Source organism: Variovorax sp. Varisp41 (genome assembly GCF_047325085.1).
Classification (GTDB): domain Bacteria; phylum Pseudomonadota; class Gammaproteobacteria; order Burkholderiales; family Burkholderiaceae_C; genus Variovorax.
Genome location: NZ_CP168541.1, coordinates 1033289 through 1050271 on the forward strand (window position 1 = coordinate 1033289; position 16983 = coordinate 1050271).

Genomic DNA, 16983 nt, shown 5'->3' on the forward strand with positions numbered 1-16983 from the left:
TGGGTTCGACAGTCAGAGGGAGGGCGCGATCAGCACCTTGAGCTCGGAGCCCTTCGGGTCGACCAGGGCGTCGAAGGCGCCGTCGGTCTGTGCCAGGGAGACGACCGAGGTGACGAGCAGGTGCGCGGGCACGCGCCCCGACGCGAGGTGCTCCAGCGCCTCGTCCATGTCCGCCCGCGTGCAGCTCGCGGCGCCGACGATCTCGACCTCCTTCTGCACCACCGCGTACTGCGAGATCGACACCGGCTTCATCGGCACGCCCTGCAACACGATGCGGCCGCTGTAGTCCACGAGGTTCACGGCCAGTCCCGCCGCGTCCACATGGCCCGCGCATTCGAACACCGCCACCGGCCGCCTTCCGCCCAGCGCCTCCATGACCGCTTCCAGCACGTTCTCCAGGCCCACGGCGCTGAAGCCCAGCGCCGACAGGCGCGCGCGCCGGCCCGGATTGGGGTCGACCAGCACCACGTTCGTGCTGCCGTTCGCGCGCAGCGCGCAGGCCGTCATCGCCCCGATCGGTCCGGCACCGAGCACGCAGACCGGATCATCGGGGCGCAGCGCCGATTTCCTGACGCCATGGACGGCGATCGCCAGCGGTTCCGCAATGGCCGCCTGGTCGTAGCTCAGCGCATCGGGTATGCGATGCAGCAGGTCGGCCGGGACCACCAGGTTCTCGGCATAGCCGCCCTGGGCCACGCCATGGCCCAGCGCGGCGTCCAGATGATCGATGCACAGGTGCGAGCGGCCGCTGGTGCACATCGCGCAGACCCCGCACGGCGTGCCGTGATGGAGCGCGACGCGGTCGCCGGGGTGCCAGGCCCGGACCTGCTCGCCCGCCTCGACGACCTCGCCCACGATCTCGTGGCCGAGGATGCAGCCGGCCTTCCAGCGCGGATTGGCGGCATTGGCGCGCGCATGCAGGTCGGTGCCGCAGATGCCGCAGCGCTGGACCCGCACACGCACGCTGTCGGGGCGCAAGGCGGCTTCGGGAATGTCGGTGACCACCATCTTGCGGTCTTCGGAAATCATGACGGCTTTCATGCGAATGGCTCCGTGGTTCATGGGCTGGAAAGAGATGCTTGTTCGCGACTGCCCGGTCCGGTCATCGGGTTGCGCAGCTCGCCCACGCCTTCGACCCAGGTGGTCAGCACATCGCCCGGCGCGAGGAAGCGAGGCGGGCGGCGGGTCGCGCCCACGCCCTGGGGCGTGCCCGTGAAGATCAGGTCGCCTGGATAGAGCGTGCAGTGGCGCGAGATGTATTCGATCAACGCCGGCACCGGAAAGATCAGATCGGAGGTGCGCGAGCACTGCATGCGCTCGCCGTTGACCGCGCAGCCGAGCTCGAGGTCGTCGGGGTCGGCAAACTCGTCCACGCTCACGACCGCCGGGCCCAGCGGCCCGAAGCCCGCGAGCGACTTGGCCATCGAGAGTTGCGGCAGCGGTCCCTGTCTCTGCATCGTGCGCTCCGACAGGTCCTGCCCCGCCGTGAGCCCCGCGACGAAGGACCAGGCGTCGGCGCGCGGCACGTCGCGGGCTTCCCGGCCCATGACCACGACGAGTTCCACCTCCCAGTCGACCCGCGCCGTCGGCAATGCCACGGCATCGCAGGGTCCCGTGAGGCAGCTCGGAAACTTGGTGAAGATCACCGGCACCTCGGGCGGTGCGACGCCGGCCTCGGCGGCATGCGCCCGGTAGTTGGCACCCAGCGCGAACACCTGGCGCGGCCGCGGTACCGGGTTCCGCAGCTTGTCGGTTGCCAGCGGCAAGAAGCACGCGGCATCGAGCGTGGCGGCCCAGGCCTGCAAGGCAGGCCAATACTCGAACGCCTGCTGCGGATCGTGGGAGAAGCGGCCCGACGAGGCCGTCTCCACGTCGACCCCGCGGCCACCGGCGCGCAGCAGCGTCGCGCGTCCGTCTAGGTTGGCGATGCGCATCGGAAATCTCCCATCGGTGTCATGAAGAAAAAGGAAAGAACCAGCCCGTTGCCGCCCCTGCACGGCACGAGCTTGCCGAGGCCCGTGCCCGCCGCGAAGCCCGCAAGGCGCACCGGCGATCGCAGCTGTCGGCTGGCTACCATGGCATCGAGATGCCGCCATTGGCGCGCATCGTCTGTCCGGAAACGAAGCCGGCGGCATCGCTGGCGAGATAGAGCACCTGCATGGCCACGTCGTCCGCGGAGCACAGCGTGCCGAGCGGCGACTTCGCGGCCCACCCGTCGAGGTAGCGCTGGCGCCCCTGCTCGTCGTCCAGGTAGCGGCGCAGCGACAGCGCGCTCGGAATGAAGCTCGGCGCCACGGTGTTGACGCGCACGCCGCGCGGTCCCACTTCGGCCGCGAGCACCTTGCTCAACATGGACACCGCGGCCTTGGACACCGAGTAGCTGGCAATGGTGGCCGGCGCGATATCGATGGCTTCCGAGGACATGTTGACGATGGCGCCGCGCCCCGCCGGCAGCATGCAGCGCAGCGCCGCCTGGCAGCCGTAGAGCACGCCCTTGAAGTGCACCGCGAACATCTGGTCGAAGGCTTCCTCCTCCAGTTCCGCGACGCGCTGCGAGCGGCCCGGGATGCCCGCGATGTTGCACATCACGTCGAGCCTGCCGAGGCGCCCGGCCGCGTCGTGCACCGCGGCATCGAAGGCCTTCCTGTCGCAGACGTCCAGCACGGCGGGTTCGCCGTCCACCGCGCGGGCGGTGGCCTGGGCCGCTTCCGGCGAGAGATCGGCACACACCACGCGGGCCCCGGCCTCTGACAGGGCCCTGCAGACGGCGCCGCCGATGGCGCCTCCAGCGCCGGTGACGAAAGCCACGCGGCCGTCCAGGCGCCACGACGGCGGCAACGAAGAGAAGGAAATGCCAACGGTTTCCAACACGATGTCCTTTGCAGGGAACCCGGGGAACAACGAGAAGCAGGTGTGGGTCGGCCACCGGCTCCAGCGCGTCTCATCGACGATCATTTACGAGTCAAACTGTATTGTTTGTTTTGCCAGAACGGGATGATCGAAAACCCTATCATGGTATTCATCCATCTACTTTCGATTCATGTTGTCTTGTAATTCGCAAAGCAAAGGATCTTCATCAACCCGTCCCAGATCAATGAACTTCTCCAACGCACTTTCCCTGGCGGACCGCACCGCCTTCGTGACCGGCGCGGGCGCCGGACTCGGTCGTTCCGTGGCAAGGCTGATGGCCGCCGCGGGTGCATGCGTGGTCTGCACCGATATCGATGCCGATGCCGCCGAGGCCACGGCCGCCGAGATCAGGGCCACGGGCGCCACGGCCCACTCCCAGGGACTCGATGTCACCGACAGCGAGGCCGTGCGGGCGGCGGTGCGCGCCGCCCGTGCCCGCACCGGCAGACTGGACGCGATGTGCAACATCGCGGGCGTCCCCGGCGACGGCCAGCAGGTGGCCGATCTCGACGAGGCCTCCTTCGATCGCGTCTTCGCGGTGAATTTCAAGGGCGTGCTGTTCGGCAGCCAGGCGGCGCTGGAATGCATGACGGGCGCGAAGCGCGGCGCCATCGTCAACATGGCCTCGTCGGCCATCGATCTCGCCTTCCCGGGAAGCGCGAGCTATTCGGTCGCCAAGTCAGCGGTCGTGATGTTCACCAAGACCCTGGCCACCGAAGCCGGGCCGCTCGGCATCCGTGCCAACGTCGTGGCGCCGGGCTTCGTGCCGACGCGACTTTCCATGCTGCGCAACGATGACGACGATGCGACGCGACAGGCCTATCTCGCGGCCTGGGCCCAACGCGCGCCGCTGCGGCGGGTCGGCGATGCGGGCGACATCGCGCATCAGTTTCTCTACCTGGCCTCCGACGCCGCATCGTTCGTGACCGGGCAGATCCTGCGCGCCAACGGGGGAGCCACCATGCCCTGGTAGACGCGCCCGGAGAACCGCACGAGAAACAACACCAGAGGAGACACGATGCATCGATTTCTTTTTGCGCTCTGCGCCCTGGGCGCCGCCGAGCTGGCCACGGCCCAATCGACCGTCACGATATTCGGTGTCGTGGACATGTCGATCAGCAGCTTTTCCAACAGCGAGCACGACCGCTTCAGTCAACGCACGACGACACGCCGGCTCGTCGCCCTGACGCAAGGCGGCCTCAACAAGAGCCGCCTGGGATTCCGCGGCACCGAGGACCTGGGCGGCGGACTGTCGGCCAGCTTCTGGCTTCAATCGGGCATCGTTCCCGACGATGGCTCCCGGGGTATCGGCGACTTCAGGGATCGCTCCACCGTGAGCCTGTCGGGCACCTTCGGCGAGTTCCGCCTGGGACGCGACTACACGCCGAGCTTCAACAGCGAGGCCGTGGTCGATCCCTTCAACGAAACCGGCGCCGGCCTCAGCCTCTTGTCGGCGGCCAATGTCTTCGACCCCCTGGGCAAGGCCGGCGGCCTGGGCGGCAACGTCAACTACGTGCGGGGGAGCAACGCGATCAGCTACTTCCTGCCGCCCGATCTGTGGGGGCTCTACGGCCAGGTCATGCACACCCTCGGCGAGGACGACAACCCGCCGCCCGCCGCCACCCCCTGGAGCGTGCGCCCGCGCACGGACCGCTACTCGGGCATTCGCCTCGGCTATGCCGCCGGCCCCTGGAACTTCTCGGGCGCGTACGGCCGCAGCAAGGTCGGCGACAGTTCTCGCGTCGACCGCAGCGAGCGGGTCCGCTTCTTCAACATCGCCGGCAGCTACGACTTCGCCACGCTCAAGTTGATGGCGGAGTATTCGAGGACCAGGGCTTCGGGCCAACGCGCCACGGCATCGGGCCCGGCCCCGCTCCCCGACACCGGCTTCCGCGGCTACCTGGTGGGACTCACCATGCCCCTGGGCGCCGGCATGCTGCGCGCCTCGTACGCACGCGTGCGCTACGACGAACTCCTCGTTCCCGGCACGCTGGCGGGCACCGCCAGGCCCCGGATCGACAAGTGGGCCATCGGCTATGTGCACAACCTGTCACTGCGAACGGCGCTCTACGCGACGGTCTCGCGCCTGACGAACCGCGAAGGCCCCCGGTTGAACCTGGGAGGGCCGTCCTACGGCAGCGCACCCAGCTCCGCATTCCCGCGCCAGCCCGGCGCGTCGACGGGGTACGAGCTGGGTCTGCGGCACTGGTTCTAGGGCGCCGACCACTACGCGTAAGCCACCCACCCCCTGAACGTGAACCCCACGTAGAAGAGCTGCACTCCGCTGAACCCCGCCTCGCGCAGGATCGCCTCGTCCTGCGCCGGCGACAGGATCGCCAGCTCCTTCTGCACCTTCTCGCTCGTGGCGGCCGCCTGCTTCGGATCGGACCCCGATGACACGAGGAAGGCCGCGTAGCGTTTCATCCAGATCTCGCGCTGGCCCTCGCCGTCCTCCACGCTGAGATGCGCGACCACGAAAGGCGCGCCCGGCTTCAGGCGGCGATGGATCTCGCGCGCCGTCGGCAGGCGCTGGTCGGGCGGCACGAAATGGAAGGTCAGCAGGCAGGTCGCGCCGTCGAAGGGGCCTTCGGGCGCGTCCTGCACATAGCCTTCGTGCAGGGCCACGCGCGACGTCAACGGGCCCAGTCGCTGGGCCGCGAGATCGAGCATCGGCGCGCTCGGGTCGACGCCGTCGATGCGCCAACCGGGGTTGGCGAGCGCGAGGTCCTCGAGCTCGAGGCCGCCACCGGCGCCCACCACCAGCACGCGGCCTTCCGCCGGCACGCGCTCGGCCAGCAGGATGCGCGTCATCGGCAGCAGGCCGCTGTGGCCGGGCACGTTGCGCTTCGGGCCCTCCGCGTACTTGGCGACCGCGTCGGCACTGTTGAATGCACTGTGAGAGTTCATCCAACGATGATGGCATGGCGCCCTGGCGCGCGCTTCAGCAGGGGTTCAGCGACGCGAAGACGGCCTCGTAGCGGCCATCCCGCTCGGCCCAGCGACGCGCGTGATCGCGTTCGAGCATCAGTTCGCCGTGCGGATGATCGCCGCGCTCCAGCTGTCGCATCACCTCCGCCACGTAGGCGCCCACGGGCATGGCGCGCGGATCAGAGGCCTGCGCGCTGCCGGTGAGTTCGGTCTGCACGTAGGGCGGTGCGAGTTCGAGCACCTCGACCGGCACCGCGCGAAGCTGGTGGCGCAGCGACTGCAGCCACGAGTGCAGGAAGGCCTTGGTCGCGCAGTAGACCGGGAAGTCCGCGCGCGGCACGAAGGCCAGCGCCGAGCCAGTCGCGATGAAGCTCGCATCGGGCCGGCCCTTCAACAGCGGCAGGAACGCCGCCGCCGTGCGCAGCACGCCGAGGATGTTGGTCCGCACCATCGCTTCGGCATCGGCGGCGGTCCAGGCGTCGGCGCGCATGTCTTCCGCGCGCGAGATGCCGGCATTGGCGATCAGCACGTTGAGCTCGGGAAAGCGCTCGCGCACCTCCCGCGCGACGCGTGGCAGCGACGCGGGATCGTCGAGGTCGAGCCGCAGGCCGAACAGGCCGGCTCGGCCGGCCGTGACCTCGTCGAGCAGGGCCTCGCGCCTGCCGGTGACGATGACGCGGTTGCCGCGCCGGTGCAGGGCCTCGGCGAGCGCGCGGCCGATGCCGCTGGTGCCGCCCGTCACGAGGATGGTGTTGCCGCTGGTTTTCATGGGTGCTGTCTTTCGATGGGTTGGGGTCATGGAGAAAGCCATGGCAACCCTCGCAGCACGCTTCGGCGAGCAGGATGAACGAGAGGAAGAGAGAGGGCATACCGTGGCGTCTTTACATCGAGATCTCCCTGCTGGGAACCCCTCGACAAAGGACGCGTTGGATGACGGTAACGCCTACGGCAGCGCGCCGCGAAGGCGACTGCGGGCCGGATTGTCCGCGTGCCCGCGCGTCGCCGTCAAGCCCCGGGCCGCGCGGCGCCGAAGTTCGCGCGGTACTGCTGCGGCGTGACGCCCAGGCGGCGCAGGAACACCGCGCGCATGCGGTGGGCGTCGTGGAAGCCGCAGGCGAAGGCCACGGTCTTCATCGGCGCCTGGCCGTTCTCGAGCATCACGCGCGCCGCGTCGAGCCGCGCGCTCTCGACGAACTCGGCCGGCGTGAGCTTCGCGTCGCGCGCGAAGGTGCGCGCGAAGCTGCGCTCGCTCATGTGCGCGACCCGCGCCAGCACCGCCACCGTGAGTTCGTCGCCGAGGTGCGCCATCACGTACTGCTGCACCTGCGCGACCGGCGAGGCCGGCTCCAGCCGCGGCGTGAGGAAGGGACTGAACTGCGACTGTCCGCCCGCGCGCTGCGTGAACACCACGAGCCGCCGGGCCACGTGCAGCGCCACCTCGCTGCCGTGGTGCTGCGCGAGCAGATGCAGCGACAGGTCGATGCCGGCCGTGACGCCGGCCGAGGTGTAGAGCTTGCCGTCCTGGTTGAAGAGCCGGTTCGATTCGACGCGCGCGCTCGGGCACAGGCTGGCCAGCGCCGCCGCGTCGTTCCAGTGCGTGGTGACGGTGCGGCCATTCAGCAGGCCGGCACGCGCGAGGATGAAGGCGCCGCTGCAGATCGAGCCGAAGCTCGCGGCCCGCGCGCTCGCGGCCTCGAGCCAGCGGTACAGCGCCGGATCGAAATGCTGCCGCACCAGCGCCGGGCCGCCGGCCACCAGCAGCAGGTCGAAGGCATCGTCGACCTCGGCATAGTGGCGGTGCGCCTGCAGCGAGAGGCCGTTCGAGCACGGCATGGTGCCGTGCTCCACGCCGATGGTCTCGAGCCGGTAGTGGTCCTCGCTCGGCAGGAAACGGTTGGCTTCCGAGAACACGTCCATCGGGCCGCTGACGTCGAGCGACTGGACGCCGGAGAAAACGAGCAGGGCAACGGTGCGGTGCATGGCGGCGGGGAGTCGATCGGGATCGGTTCGGGATTCTGGCGCACCGCGGGCTTCGAGGCTTGAAAAACGCCGGACCTCGTTCGTCTTGAGGACTTCGAGTCGAGGAACGTCTTCCCCCGGGAAACTCCTCCCTGCTGCACGAGGAAACACCATGGATCGGATCGATCGCCAACGACTGCCCCGCCTGGCACGCGCGCTCTGCCTGCACGCAAGCCTGCTGTGGGCCGCGGCCCTGCCCGCCTGGCCGCAGAGCTCGCCATCGCCCGCCGTGCCCACGATCCCCTTCGCCGACGCGCACGTGCATCTCAACGACCTCGCGATGCAGCTCGCGCTGATGGACCGCTGGGGAGCGACGCATGCCGTGGTGTTCTGGGGCGGGCGCAGCAGCAACGAATCGGTGGCCGAGGCCGCGAAGCGCCATCCCGACCGGCTGATCCCCTTCGCCTCGATCTCGCCCGAGCGCAGCATCTACCGCCCCGGCTGGAGCGCCGACGATCCGGCCCTGCTCGCGCAGCTCGACGCGCTGCTGGCCACCGGGCTCTACAGGGGCATCGGCGAGATCTCGGCGTCGCACTTCCCGGCTTCGGGCTTCGCTGAGACCGACTACAGCCCGACCGGCGCGACCATGACCGGCATCATGGTGCTCGCACGCAAGTACCGGCTGCCGGTGATGGTGCATGTGGAAATCACGCGCATGGCCGAGTTGCAGCAGATGCTCGAGCGCTTCCCCGACGTGCCCGTGATCTGGGCCCACGGCGGCTACACGCCGCTGTTCCTCGCGCGGCGACTGCTCGATCGACATCCGAATCTGCACTACGAACTCAGTGCGCGCACCTGGCCGCGCCATCCGCGCTCGCCCGACTACACCGTGCTGCGCGACGGCCAGAACGTCTGGCCCGAATGGCTCGCGCTGATCGAGGCGCAGCCGCACCGCTTCCTGATCGGCACCGACGCGAGCCACCGCTCGGCCGACACCGAGACGATGAAGTTCGCGAGCGTGCAGAACTTCCTGGTGCAGCTCAGTCCCGATGCACGCGCGCTGGTGGCGCGCGGCAATCTGCTGCGGCTGGTGGGAATGCAGCCTTGATCGCCCCGGAGCCTCAAGGTCCGGGCACCGACCCGTTCTTGCCCACGCGCAACCGGTAGACCTTGCCCACGCCCACTGTCGCCACGTACAGCATGTTCGCCTCGGCGCCGCGGCCGAAGCCCACGTTCACCGGGCTCTCGCGGTTCGGCAGCACGAGCCGCGCCACCAGCTGGCCCGCGGGCGTGAGCACGTAGAGGCCCGGCCCGCCGGGCGAGGACGGCAGCGCGAGGTAGACGTTGCCCTCGGTGTCGGTGGCCATGCCGTCGACGCAGCCGGCCTTCTCGAGGTCGAGCAGCACGCGCGGCGCGCCGGGATTGCCCGCGGCATCGAGCGCATAGGCCAGCAGGCCACCCGAACCGGTGCGGTCGAGCGGGGCCGGGCCCTGCTCGCCGAGCGCGTTGGTACCGGGGTCGCACAGGCCCGCGTAGAGCGTGCGCCCGTCGGGCGAGAGCTCGACGCCGTTGACCTTGGCGTTGTCGCCGAGGATGCGGACGATGGGCCACAGGCCCTTGGCGCCGCTGCCAGCGGCCGGCGGGTCGAGCCGGTAGACGGCATGGATGCGCTGCTCGATGGTCTCGGGGCCGAACAGCCGCAGGTCGGAGAAATAGATGCGGCCCGCGCGGTCGATGGCCACGTCGTTGGGCGCATTGAGCTGCCGGTTGTCGTGGAAGTAGGCGACCACGCGGTAGTCGCCGCTGCGCAGGTCGGTGACCGACACACGGCGGCCGCCGAAGTCGGCGCCCTCGGCCGCCACCAGGCGGTCCTGCGCGTCGATGGCCAGGCCCGCGGCCATGTTGCTGGGCTCGCGGAACACGCGTGGCCGGCCACCCGGCGGAATCACCCAGATGCGGCCACCCTGCACGCCCCTGGCGTCGCTGCAGCCGACCGAACGCGTGATCTCGGTGAAATAGACGCTGCCATCCGATGCGGTGGCGATGCCCTCCATCACGCCGCAGCCGCCCGCATGCACGGTCTCGAACGCGGTCGATGGAAAGAACTCCTGCTGGCGAGTGAGCGTCGCGTCCTGCAGGCCGCTCAGGCGCACGGGTGGCTGGGGTTGCGCGTGCGCAAGGGTGGACTGCAGCAGCGCCAGCGCGATGCACAGCGGCGCCAGCAGGCGCGAACGCAGGGTTCTGTCTCTCATGGTCTTCTTCTCCTTCGTGAATCCGGGTACGGCCATTCAGGCATGGCGCCGCAGGAACGGCAGCACGTGTGCCAACACCTCGTCGGGCGCCTCCTCGGCCATCAGGTGGCCGCAGTCGACGGTGCCGCCCTCCACCGTGTCGGCCCAGGTCTTCCAGACTTCGGCCGGATCGGGCCGCGCGGTGTTCGACGCGCTCCACAGCACCTGCACCGGGCAGGCCAGGCGGCGGCCGGCCGCGAGGTCCTCGCGGTCGTGCCGCAGGTCGATCGAGGCGGCGGCGCGGTAGTCCTCGAGCATCGCGTGGCGCACCGATTCCTTCGCGAAGGCGCGGTGGTACTCGGCCAGCGCCTCGGGCGTGACGGCGTCGACCTTCTGCACCATGTTGCGCAGGGTCCAGTCGAGGTAGTAGGCGGGATCGGCGCGCAGCATGCGCTCGGGCAGGTCGAAGGGCTGCGCGAACAGGTACCAGTGGAAGGCCTTGAGCCCGAAGGCCATGCCGGCGCGCTTCCACATCTCCTCGGTGGGGATCACGGTGAGCGAGACGAAGCAGCGCACGGCCTCGGGCGTGTCGAGCGCGAGCCGGTAGCCCACGCGCGCGCCACGGTCGTGGGCCATGACGGCGAAGCGCTCGAAGCCCAGCGCGCGCATCAGCGCGAGCTTGTCGGCGGCCAGCGTGCGCTTGCAGTGGTTCAGATGCAGCGGATCGCCGGCGGGCCCGGTGCTGTCGCCATAGCCGCGCAGGTCGGGCGCGACCACGGTGAAATGCCGCGCGAGCACGGGCACGACGCGGTGCCAGGCCACATGCGTCTGCGGGTAGCCATGCAAGAGCAGCAAAGGCGGTCCGCTGCCGCCGACTTCGACGTGGATCCGCGCATCGCCGAGTTCGATGCTGCGCGCCTCGAAACCGGGGAAGAAAGGCGCGCTCATCGCAGCACCTCGGCGAAGAAATCGGCCATGGCCTCGAGCTGCTCGTTCATCATGTGGCGGCCATGGACGATGCGCGCGCCCGTGGATTCGGCGAGCGCGAGCAGCGCGGTGGTGGGCGGCTCCATGATCACGTCGGCCACCGCCTGGCCCGCGCGGATCGCCGAGGGCGCGATCGGCAGCGGATCGTCCGCGCGCATGCCGGCGGGCGTGGCGTTGACGAGCAGGTCGCGCGGGCTCTCGCCATCCCATGCGCCGGCGTTGCAGCCGAGCGCGCGCAGTCGCGCGACGAGATCGGCGCGCTTCGCATCGTCGGCATCGCGGATGTCGATGGAGGCGGCACCCGCGGCGGCGAGCGCGAAGGCGATCGCATTGCCCGCGCCACCGGCGCCCGCGAGGCCGACGCTGCGGCCCCGCACCTCGAAGCCGTTGCGCACCAGGCCCGCGAGAAAGCCGGCGCCATCGAGCAGCTCGCCCTGCCAGCCCTGGCCATGGCGGCGCAGCACGTTCACGGCGCGGGCTTCGCGCGCCGCACGCAGCAGCTCGATCGGCAATGCCGCCACCTGCTGCTTGTGCGGCACGGTGACGACGATGCCCGCGAGGTTGCGCACCGCGTGCAAGCTCTGCAGCAGCGATGCCACGTCGTCGGCGCGCACATGCAGCGGCACCAGCACGGCGTTGAGGCCGCGCCGCTGCAGGCGCTGCGTCAGCGGCAGCGGCGCCTTCACCTGCGCGATCGGGTCGCCGATGATGCCGAGCACGGCGGTGCTGCCGTCGAGCTTGAGGCCGTTCCAGTCGAGGGTGTTGTCAGGCATGGGCGAAGCCGTTTCGTTGCAGGAATGACGTGGTGGCGCGATAGGCGGCCGCGGCGCGCGCCTGCGGATCCATCGTGGCCATGCGGATGGCGCTGGGCGCCTCGACCGACAGCAGCGCATCGCCGGCCAGGGAGGCGAGCAGCGCGGCCAGCGGCAGCGCGCCCTCGCCCGGAAACAGCCGGTGGGCCCGGCCCTCCTCGGCGGGCGAGAGGCCCGGGTGGCGCTGCGCGGGCGCGTCGTTGATCTGCATGAAGCCGTGGTCGATGCGCTCGGCATGCATCTGCGCAGGCTGGCAGCCGGCACGGCAGAAGTGCAAGGCATCGACCACGATGCGTGCATCGGACGCCGGCACCGCGGCCACCAGCCGCTGCGCATCGGCCAGGCTGCGCGCGGCGGTGTAGACCATGAACTCCACGCCGAGCGACAGCCCGTGCGGCCGCGCCCGTTCGGCCAGCGCGGCGATGCCGTCGGCGGCGCGCGCGAGGTCGGCATCGTCGACATTGACCATGAGGCAGCGCGCGCCCAGCGCCTGCGCCGATTCGAGCACGCTGGCCAGGGCCGCGGCATCGAAGTCCGGCTTGATGCGCGCGATCTCGATGTCGTGCACCGCCATGCCCAGGCCGCTCAGCCGCGCCAGCGTTTCGCGCAGCATCGCGCCGCCCACGGCCATCGGGAATGGCGCCTCGCCGAGACGCGCGGGCAGCAGGCGGATGCCGACACCCGCGAAGCCCGCCGCATGCGCGGCCTCGAGCAGCCGCGGCGGCGTCGCATCGAGCATGCCGAGATGGGCCAGTGCGAGCCGGAAGCTCATGCGGTCGCCTGCGCTTCCGTTGCCACCGGCGTGGTCTGGCGCAGCGGCACGCCCTGCGCGATCAGCAGCGCCTGCAGCCGGTTCACGTCGACCTCGCGCGGCAGCACGCCCGCGTCGGCCGCCAGCGCGGCCGCGGTGCCGGCCGCCTGACCCGTGAGCCAGCATTGCGGGATCTCGCGCATGAAGCCGTGCGAGTTGGTGTCGCACGAGATGTGCTTGCCCGCGGCGAGCACGCCGTCGAGCCGCTCGGGCACCAGCGCGCCGTAGGGCACCGAGATGTTCGGGAATTTCGGCGAAGGACTGGGGCTGATGCCGATCTCGTCGGCCTCGACCGCGCCCGCGTCCCAGTCCGCGCGCCGCACGCTCTTGACGCCCGCGAGTCGCCGGCCATGCCGGGTGCCGATCTGCGGCGCCATCAGCATAGTCCAGGCCTGCTCGAAGCCCGGCGCATGCGCGCGGTAGAAAGCCAGGTGCTCGGCCATGCTGCGGCGCGACTCCCATTCGACCTGCGTCATCTCGTCGACGTCGAGCGCGCTGAAGCCCGACTTGCGCGGACCGAGGAAGGTGGCGACGTCGTCGCGCCAGGAGACGATGGGCTTCTCGAAGCTGCCCAGCGTCTCGCGCCCCCGCGCCAGCAGCGCCGAGTAGGCCTGCGGCTGGTGCGCGCGGAAGTCGAGCCAGCGCCGCATGTCGACGCCCGCGAACAGCCACGAGGTGTTGATGCAGTGGTGGATGTCGTGCGCGTCGATGTCGGACGAGAAGGCCGCGCCTGCGGCGGCGTAGAGGTCGCCCTCGCCCGTGGTGTCGACCACCACGCGCGCGAGGATGGCGCGCCGGCCCTGCTTGCTCTCGAACACGGCGCCGGTCACGCGCCCGGCCTCGGCGATCGGCGCGACCATCCAGCCATGCAGGATCAGGTCGACGCCGGCCTCGCGCACCATCTGGTGATACACGCCCTTGAGCATCTCGGGGTCGATGGTCGGCGAATGGGTCACCACGCCATGGAAGGCCGCGGTGCGCAGCGACCAGTGCTCGGCCTTGGCCGCGTCGCGCGAACCCCAGTCCTCGCGCGGCGGGCCCGCCACGGCCTCGCGGCCCAGGCGGTCCATGAACTCGGCCGCCAGGCCCTGGATCACGTGCCGGCCCGACCAGTCGGTCATGCGGTCGATCCAGATCACGAGGCCGCCGGTCGACAGGCCGCCCAGGTGGTTGTAGCGCTCGAGCAGCACGGTGCGCGCGCCGCTGCGTGCCGCCGCCACGGCGGCCGCCACGCCCGACGGGCCGCCGCCAAGCACCAGCACGTCGCAGCGCTCGTGCACCGGCACCTGGCGCGCCGGCTCGGTGATGTGGCCGTGCGGCTGGCGCGTGCGGCGCTCGCCCTGGCGCGCATGCACGTCGGAGCGGAAAAAATGGCGTTCTTCGGGGGTCAGGGTTCCCATCGCGAGGCTTTCATTCAGGTCAATCAGGAGGACGAAGCGGCCGAGGCCGCGAGATCGGTCAGCAGTTCGGTCAGCGCGGCGGGCGCGGTGACCATGGCGTCGTGCCCGGTGGCCAGCGTGCGCAGTTGCCAGCCGGCATCGGCGCGCACGCGCGCCTTGGTGGGTTCGAGCGTGGCGATCGGGTCGCCCGTGCACTCGATGTAGGTCTTGGGCAGGCCGTTGCCCAGCGGCGCCTTCAGCAGCAGCGGCTGCAGGTAGGTGCCCACGGGCTGCGGCGTGAGGTGGCGCGCGACCCAGGCCGCGTCGGCCGGGTCCTTCACGCCGAAGGCCGCGGGTGGCAGCGCGGCGGCGGCGCCCACGCCGCCGCCCGTCTCGCGGATGGCCTTCAAGCGCTGCTCGACCACGGCCGGCGGGAAGTCCGAGAACAGGCTCTTGCCGGGCTCGAGCAGCAAGGCATCGAGGTAGACGAGCTGGCGCAGCCGCTGCGGCACGCGGTCGGCCACGCCCGAGATCACGATGCCCGCATAGCTGTGGCCCACCAGCACCACGCGCTCGAGCTCCTCGAACTGCAGCAGGTTGACGACGTCTTCCACGTGCGTGTCGAGATTGATCTGCGGCGAGATCAGGTGGCGCCGCTCGCCGAGGCCGGTGAGCGTGGGCGTGTACACCGCGTGGCCGCGTTCGCGCAGCCGCGCCGCCACGCGCGACCAGCACCAGCCGCCGTGCCAGGCGCCATGCACGAGCACGAAGGTCGAGGGCTGGGCCGCGCGCGCCGGCTGCGCGAGGGCGGCCGATGCGAGCCCGGCACCGGCGATGCCGGCCGCGCCCGAGAGGAGGTGTCGGCGTTTCATGCGCGGCCCCTCATTCGCCGCGCACGCCGGTGCGCTGGATCACGCCGCCCCACATCGCCGTGTCCTGGGCGATGGTGCGCGTCAGCGCCTCGGGCGCGGTGCCCAGCGCCTGCCAGCCCTGGTCGAACAGCCGCTGCCGCACCTCGGGCGCCTTGAGGATGCGCGCGATCTCTTCCGACAGCCGCTGCGCCACCGGCGCCGGCAGGCTCGCGGGGCCGAAGATCGCGTTCCACGAGGCCACATCGAAGGACTGGCCGGCCGCCAGCGCCGACTGCAGCGGCGGCAGGTCCGCGAAGGCCGGGAACGGCGCCGCGGTGCTGACGCCATAGAGCCGCAGCCGCCCGTTGCGCGCCTGCGGCACGGCGATCGACGGGATCATGAACGACAGGTCGATCTGCTGGCCCATCAGCGCGGTCGCCACCTGCGGAAAGCCCGGAAACGGCACGTGCACCGCCTGGATGCCGCTCAGCGTCTTGAGCAGCTCCATCGCCAGGTGCGAGCCCGAGCCCGGCCCGACCGAGCCGTAGCTGAGCCGGTCGCCGCGCGACCTGGCATGGGCCAGCAGGCCGCGCAGATCGGTGGCGGGCATGTCGGTGCTGCCGGCCAGCACGAAGGGGCTGCTGCCCACCAGCGAGATCGGGCGCAGGTCGCGCGCCACGTCGTAGGGCACGGCGGGGTTGAGCAGCTTCGCGGTGGTCAGCGGGCCGTTGCCGGTCAGGCCGATGGTGTGGCCATCGGTGGCCCGGGCCACCGCGGTCACGCCGATGGTGCCGGCGGCGCCGACCTTGTTCTCGACGATCACCGCCTGGCCCAGCGCCTGCGCCAGCGGATCGGCGACGGTGCGCGCCAGGGCGTCGGGCGAGGAACCCGGCGGAAAGCCGACGACCAGCCGCACGGGCTTCTGCGGCCAGGGCGCCGCGGCCCGCGCCGGCCGCACCCAGGCGGGCACGACCGAGGCCGCGAGCGCGCCCTGCAGCAGGCGCCGCCGCGGCGGCGAGAAGGACGAGGGGTGAGGCATGGATGCGGTCTCCTGTTCGGGCTCATGAGGTCCCGTGAGGCCTCATTCTTGACCCGCGATTCAGCTCGGAACGTGATGTTTGATGATCGCTTCCATCACGTTCCGTGATTGAATCGAGGCCCCATGCCGACCCCGAACACCCCCGCCCCGCGCAGCCACACGGCCGACATCGACCTGCTGCGCGTGTTCGACACGCTGGTGCGCATCGGCAGCTTCACCACCGCGGCCAAGGCGCTGTCGCGCACGCAGTCGGCGGTCAGCATGCAGATGCGCCGGCTCGAGGAGCAGCTCGGCGTGCAGCTGGTGGAGCGCGGCAGCCGCAAGCTGGTGCCCACGGCCGAGGGCCTGCAGCTGCTGCCGCTGGCGCGCCAGATGCTGCGGCTCAACGACCAGCTGTTTCGCGACGTCGATGCGCAGGAGGTCTCGGGCAGCGTGCGCCTGGGATCGATCGAGCACTACGCCACGCGCGTGCTGCCGGCGCTGATCGCCGAGTTCTGCCGGCTGCATCCGCGCATCCACGTCGAGCTGCAGCATGGCGTGTCGTCGCTGATGCACGCCGAGCTGGGCGCGCGCTACGACATGGTCATCGGCATCGGCCCGGTCGGTTCGGGCGAGGGGCTGCCGCTGTCGAAGTCGCGCATCGTCTGGGCCGCCGCGCCGGGCTCGTCGACGCACCTGCAGCGGCCGCTGCCGCTGGCGCTCAATCCCGAGGGCGCGATGCTGCGCGACTGGGCCACCCATGCGCTCGACCGCGCCGGCATCCCCTGGCGCATCGCCTACACCAGCACCACGGTCACCGGCCTCGAGGCCGCGGTGCGCGCCGGCATCGCGGTGGGCGTGTTCCGCGAGGCCACGATCTCCAAGCGGCTGCGCATCCTCGGCGCCAAGGAAGGCCTGCCCGCGCTGCCCGAGTCAGAGGCCTGGCTGGCCACCGCGCCGCTGCCGGGGCGCAAGGCGGCCGAATTGCTCGAGGCGTTCCTGATCCACCGATTGCGCAAGTCGCAGCGCTGAACGGCGCGCGTGGCGGACAGGCTCCCGTCCTGTCAGCGTCCGCCCTCGGCCGGGCCTGAAACCCG

17 protein-coding genes are annotated in these 16983 nt (G+C 70.9%); 4 read left to right on the forward strand and 13 right to left on the reverse strand.

Features of this window, described 5'->3' with window-relative positions:
- Positions 1-12 precede the first annotated feature (12 nt).
- From ACEN9J_RS36000 to ACEN9J_RS36010, 3 genes are all read right to left on the reverse strand, one after another.
- On the reverse strand, positions 13-1041 hold the full coding sequence (locus tag ACEN9J_RS36000) for a zinc-dependent alcohol dehydrogenase (protein ID WP_413764738.1): 1029 nt from the start codon (positions 1039-1041) through the stop codon (positions 13-15).
- Between the two features lie 17 nt (positions 1042-1058).
- Positions 1059-1934, reverse strand: coding sequence for a fumarylacetoacetate hydrolase family protein (locus ACEN9J_RS36005; RefSeq protein ID WP_261206194.1), 876 nt, complete (start codon positions 1932-1934; stop codon positions 1059-1061).
- 136 nt (positions 1935-2070) lie between these two features.
- Positions 2071-2955, reverse strand: coding sequence for an SDR family NAD(P)-dependent oxidoreductase (locus ACEN9J_RS36010; RefSeq protein ID WP_413764739.1), 885 nt, complete (start codon positions 2953-2955; stop codon positions 2071-2073).
- Between the two features lie 139 nt (positions 2956-3094).
- Between ACEN9J_RS36010 and ACEN9J_RS36015 the strand changes: the two genes are divergently transcribed.
- Together ACEN9J_RS36015 and ACEN9J_RS36020 are read left to right on the forward strand one after the other, a co-directional pair.
- Positions 3095-3883 carry an SDR family NAD(P)-dependent oxidoreductase gene (locus ACEN9J_RS36015; RefSeq protein WP_413764740.1) on the forward strand — a complete coding sequence of 263 codons (789 nt, stop codon included), beginning with the start codon at positions 3095-3097 and terminating at the stop codon, positions 3881-3883.
- 45 nt (positions 3884-3928) lie between these two features.
- Positions 3929-5125 carry a porin gene (locus ACEN9J_RS36020; RefSeq protein WP_413764741.1) on the forward strand — a complete coding sequence of 399 codons (1197 nt, stop codon included), beginning with the start codon at positions 3929-3931 and terminating at the stop codon, positions 5123-5125.
- A gap of 11 nt (positions 5126-5136) precedes the next feature.
- On the opposite strand, the gene ACEN9J_RS36025 is transcribed toward ACEN9J_RS36020, so the two are convergent.
- The 3 genes from ACEN9J_RS36025 to ACEN9J_RS36035 all read right to left on the reverse strand — a co-directional run bounded on the left by ACEN9J_RS36025 (position 5137) and on the right by ACEN9J_RS36035 (position 7818).
- On the reverse strand, positions 5137-5817 hold the full coding sequence (locus ACEN9J_RS36025) for a class I SAM-dependent methyltransferase (protein WP_057589973.1): 681 nt from the start codon (positions 5815-5817) through the stop codon (positions 5137-5139).
- A gap of 34 nt (positions 5818-5851) precedes the next feature.
- A complete protein-coding gene (locus tag ACEN9J_RS36030; RefSeq protein WP_413764742.1) occupies positions 5852-6607 on the reverse strand; it encodes an SDR family oxidoreductase in 756 nt (251 codons plus the stop codon).
- Positions 6608-6843: 236 nt separating this feature from the next.
- Entirely contained in the window at positions 6844-7818 is a 975-nt protein-coding gene (locus tag ACEN9J_RS36035) for a GlxA family transcriptional regulator (RefSeq protein WP_057589975.1), read from the reverse strand.
- A gap of 151 nt (positions 7819-7969) precedes the next feature.
- Here ACEN9J_RS36035 and ACEN9J_RS36040 point away from each other — a divergent pair, with 151 nt between their 5' ends.
- Positions 7970-8905, forward strand: a complete 936-nt coding sequence (locus ACEN9J_RS36040; protein WP_057589976.1) for an amidohydrolase family protein — start codon at positions 7970-7972, stop codon at positions 8903-8905.
- Positions 8906-8918: 13 nt separating this feature from the next.
- Here ACEN9J_RS36040 and ACEN9J_RS36045 read toward each other — a convergent pair whose 3' ends face one another.
- From ACEN9J_RS36045 to ACEN9J_RS36075, 7 genes are read right to left on the reverse strand one after another with little or no spacing between them, the layout of a single operon-like run.
- Positions 8919-10049 (reverse strand): SMP-30/gluconolactonase/LRE family protein, encoded by a 1131-nt coding sequence (locus ACEN9J_RS36045; protein ID WP_413764743.1) that lies wholly within the window; start codon positions 10047-10049, stop codon positions 8919-8921.
- 36 nt (positions 10050-10085) lie between these two features.
- Complete coding sequence (locus tag ACEN9J_RS36050) at positions 10086-10976, reverse strand: alpha/beta fold hydrolase (RefSeq protein WP_413764744.1); 891 nt, start codon at positions 10974-10976, stop codon at positions 10086-10088.
- Positions 10973-11788 (reverse strand): shikimate dehydrogenase family protein, encoded by an 816-nt coding sequence (locus tag ACEN9J_RS36055; protein WP_413764745.1) that lies wholly within the window; start codon positions 11786-11788, stop codon positions 10973-10975. Before ACEN9J_RS36055 ends, ACEN9J_RS36050 begins: the two co-directional genes overlap by 4 nt.
- The gene (locus ACEN9J_RS36060) at positions 11781-12599 is read right to left on the reverse strand and encodes a sugar phosphate isomerase/epimerase family protein (protein ID WP_413764746.1); all 819 of its coding nucleotides are present in this window, start codon (positions 12597-12599) and stop codon (positions 11781-11783) included. Before ACEN9J_RS36060 ends, ACEN9J_RS36055 begins: the two co-directional genes overlap by 8 nt.
- Entirely contained in the window at positions 12596-14038 is a 1443-nt protein-coding gene (locus ACEN9J_RS36065; protein ID WP_413764747.1) for an FAD-dependent oxidoreductase, read from the reverse strand. Before ACEN9J_RS36065 ends, ACEN9J_RS36060 begins: the two co-directional genes overlap by 4 nt.
- A gap of 23 nt (positions 14039-14061) precedes the next feature.
- Positions 14062-14889, reverse strand: coding sequence for an alpha/beta fold hydrolase (locus tag ACEN9J_RS36070; protein WP_413764748.1), 828 nt, complete (start codon positions 14887-14889; stop codon positions 14062-14064).
- 10 nt (positions 14890-14899) lie between these two features.
- Complete coding sequence (locus ACEN9J_RS36075; RefSeq protein ID WP_413764749.1) at positions 14900-15907, reverse strand: Bug family tripartite tricarboxylate transporter substrate binding protein; 1008 nt, start codon at positions 15905-15907, stop codon at positions 14900-14902.
- 123 nt (positions 15908-16030) lie between these two features.
- On the opposite strand from ACEN9J_RS36075, the gene ACEN9J_RS36080 reads away from it, so the two are divergent.
- Positions 16031-16918, forward strand: a complete 888-nt coding sequence (locus tag ACEN9J_RS36080; RefSeq protein WP_057589983.1) for a LysR substrate-binding domain-containing protein — start codon at positions 16031-16033, stop codon at positions 16916-16918.
- Positions 16919-16983: the final 65 nt, after the last annotated feature.

Excerpts from the sequence above, each read along its gene's own strand:
- ACEN9J_RS36000 (WP_413764738.1), bottom strand. The coding sequence starts at position 1,041 with ATGAAAGCCGTCATGATTTCCGAAGACCGCAAGATGGTGGTCACCGAC.
- ACEN9J_RS36005 (WP_261206194.1), bottom strand. The coding sequence starts at position 1,934 with ATGCGCATCGCCAACCTAGACGGACGCGCGACGCTGCTGCGCGCCGGT.
- ACEN9J_RS36010 (WP_413764739.1), bottom strand. The coding sequence starts at position 2,955 with ATGATCGTCGATGAGACGCGCTGGAGCCGGTGGCCGACCCACACCTGC.
- ACEN9J_RS36015 (WP_413764740.1), top strand. The coding sequence starts at position 3,095 with ATGAACTTCTCCAACGCACTTTCCCTGGCGGACCGCACCGCCTTCGTG.
- ACEN9J_RS36020 (WP_413764741.1), top strand. The coding sequence starts at position 3,929 with ATGCATCGATTTCTTTTTGCGCTCTGCGCCCTGGGCGCCGCCGAGCTG.
- ACEN9J_RS36025 (WP_057589973.1), bottom strand. The coding sequence starts at position 5,817 with ATGAACTCTCACAGTGCATTCAACAGTGCCGACGCGGTCGCCAAGTAC.
- ACEN9J_RS36030 (WP_413764742.1), bottom strand. The coding sequence starts at position 6,607 with ATGAAAACCAGCGGCAACACCATCCTCGTGACGGGCGGCACCAGCGGC.
- ACEN9J_RS36035 (WP_057589975.1), bottom strand. The coding sequence starts at position 7,818 with ATGCACCGCACCGTTGCCCTGCTCGTTTTCTCCGGCGTCCAGTCGCTC.
- ACEN9J_RS36040 (WP_057589976.1), top strand. The coding sequence starts at position 7,970 with ATGGATCGGATCGATCGCCAACGACTGCCCCGCCTGGCACGCGCGCTC.
- ACEN9J_RS36045 (WP_413764743.1), bottom strand. The coding sequence starts at position 10,049 with ATGAGAGACAGAACCCTGCGTTCGCGCCTGCTGGCGCCGCTGTGCATC.
- ACEN9J_RS36050 (WP_413764744.1), bottom strand. The coding sequence starts at position 10,976 with ATGAGCGCGCCTTTCTTCCCCGGTTTCGAGGCGCGCAGCATCGAACTC.
- ACEN9J_RS36055 (WP_413764745.1), bottom strand. The coding sequence starts at position 11,788 with ATGCCTGACAACACCCTCGACTGGAACGGCCTCAAGCTCGACGGCAGC.
- ACEN9J_RS36060 (WP_413764746.1), bottom strand. The coding sequence starts at position 12,599 with ATGAGCTTCCGGCTCGCACTGGCCCATCTCGGCATGCTCGATGCGACG.
- ACEN9J_RS36065 (WP_413764747.1), bottom strand. The coding sequence starts at position 14,038 with ATGGGAACCCTGACCCCCGAAGAACGCCATTTTTTCCGCTCCGACGTG.
- ACEN9J_RS36070 (WP_413764748.1), bottom strand. The coding sequence starts at position 14,889 with ATGAAACGCCGACACCTCCTCTCGGGCGCGGCCGGCATCGCCGGTGCC.
- ACEN9J_RS36075 (WP_413764749.1), bottom strand. The coding sequence starts at position 15,907 with ATGCCTCACCCCTCGTCCTTCTCGCCGCCGCGGCGGCGCCTGCTGCAG.
- ACEN9J_RS36080 (WP_057589983.1), top strand. The coding sequence starts at position 16,031 with ATGCCGACCCCGAACACCCCCGCCCCGCGCAGCCACACGGCCGACATC.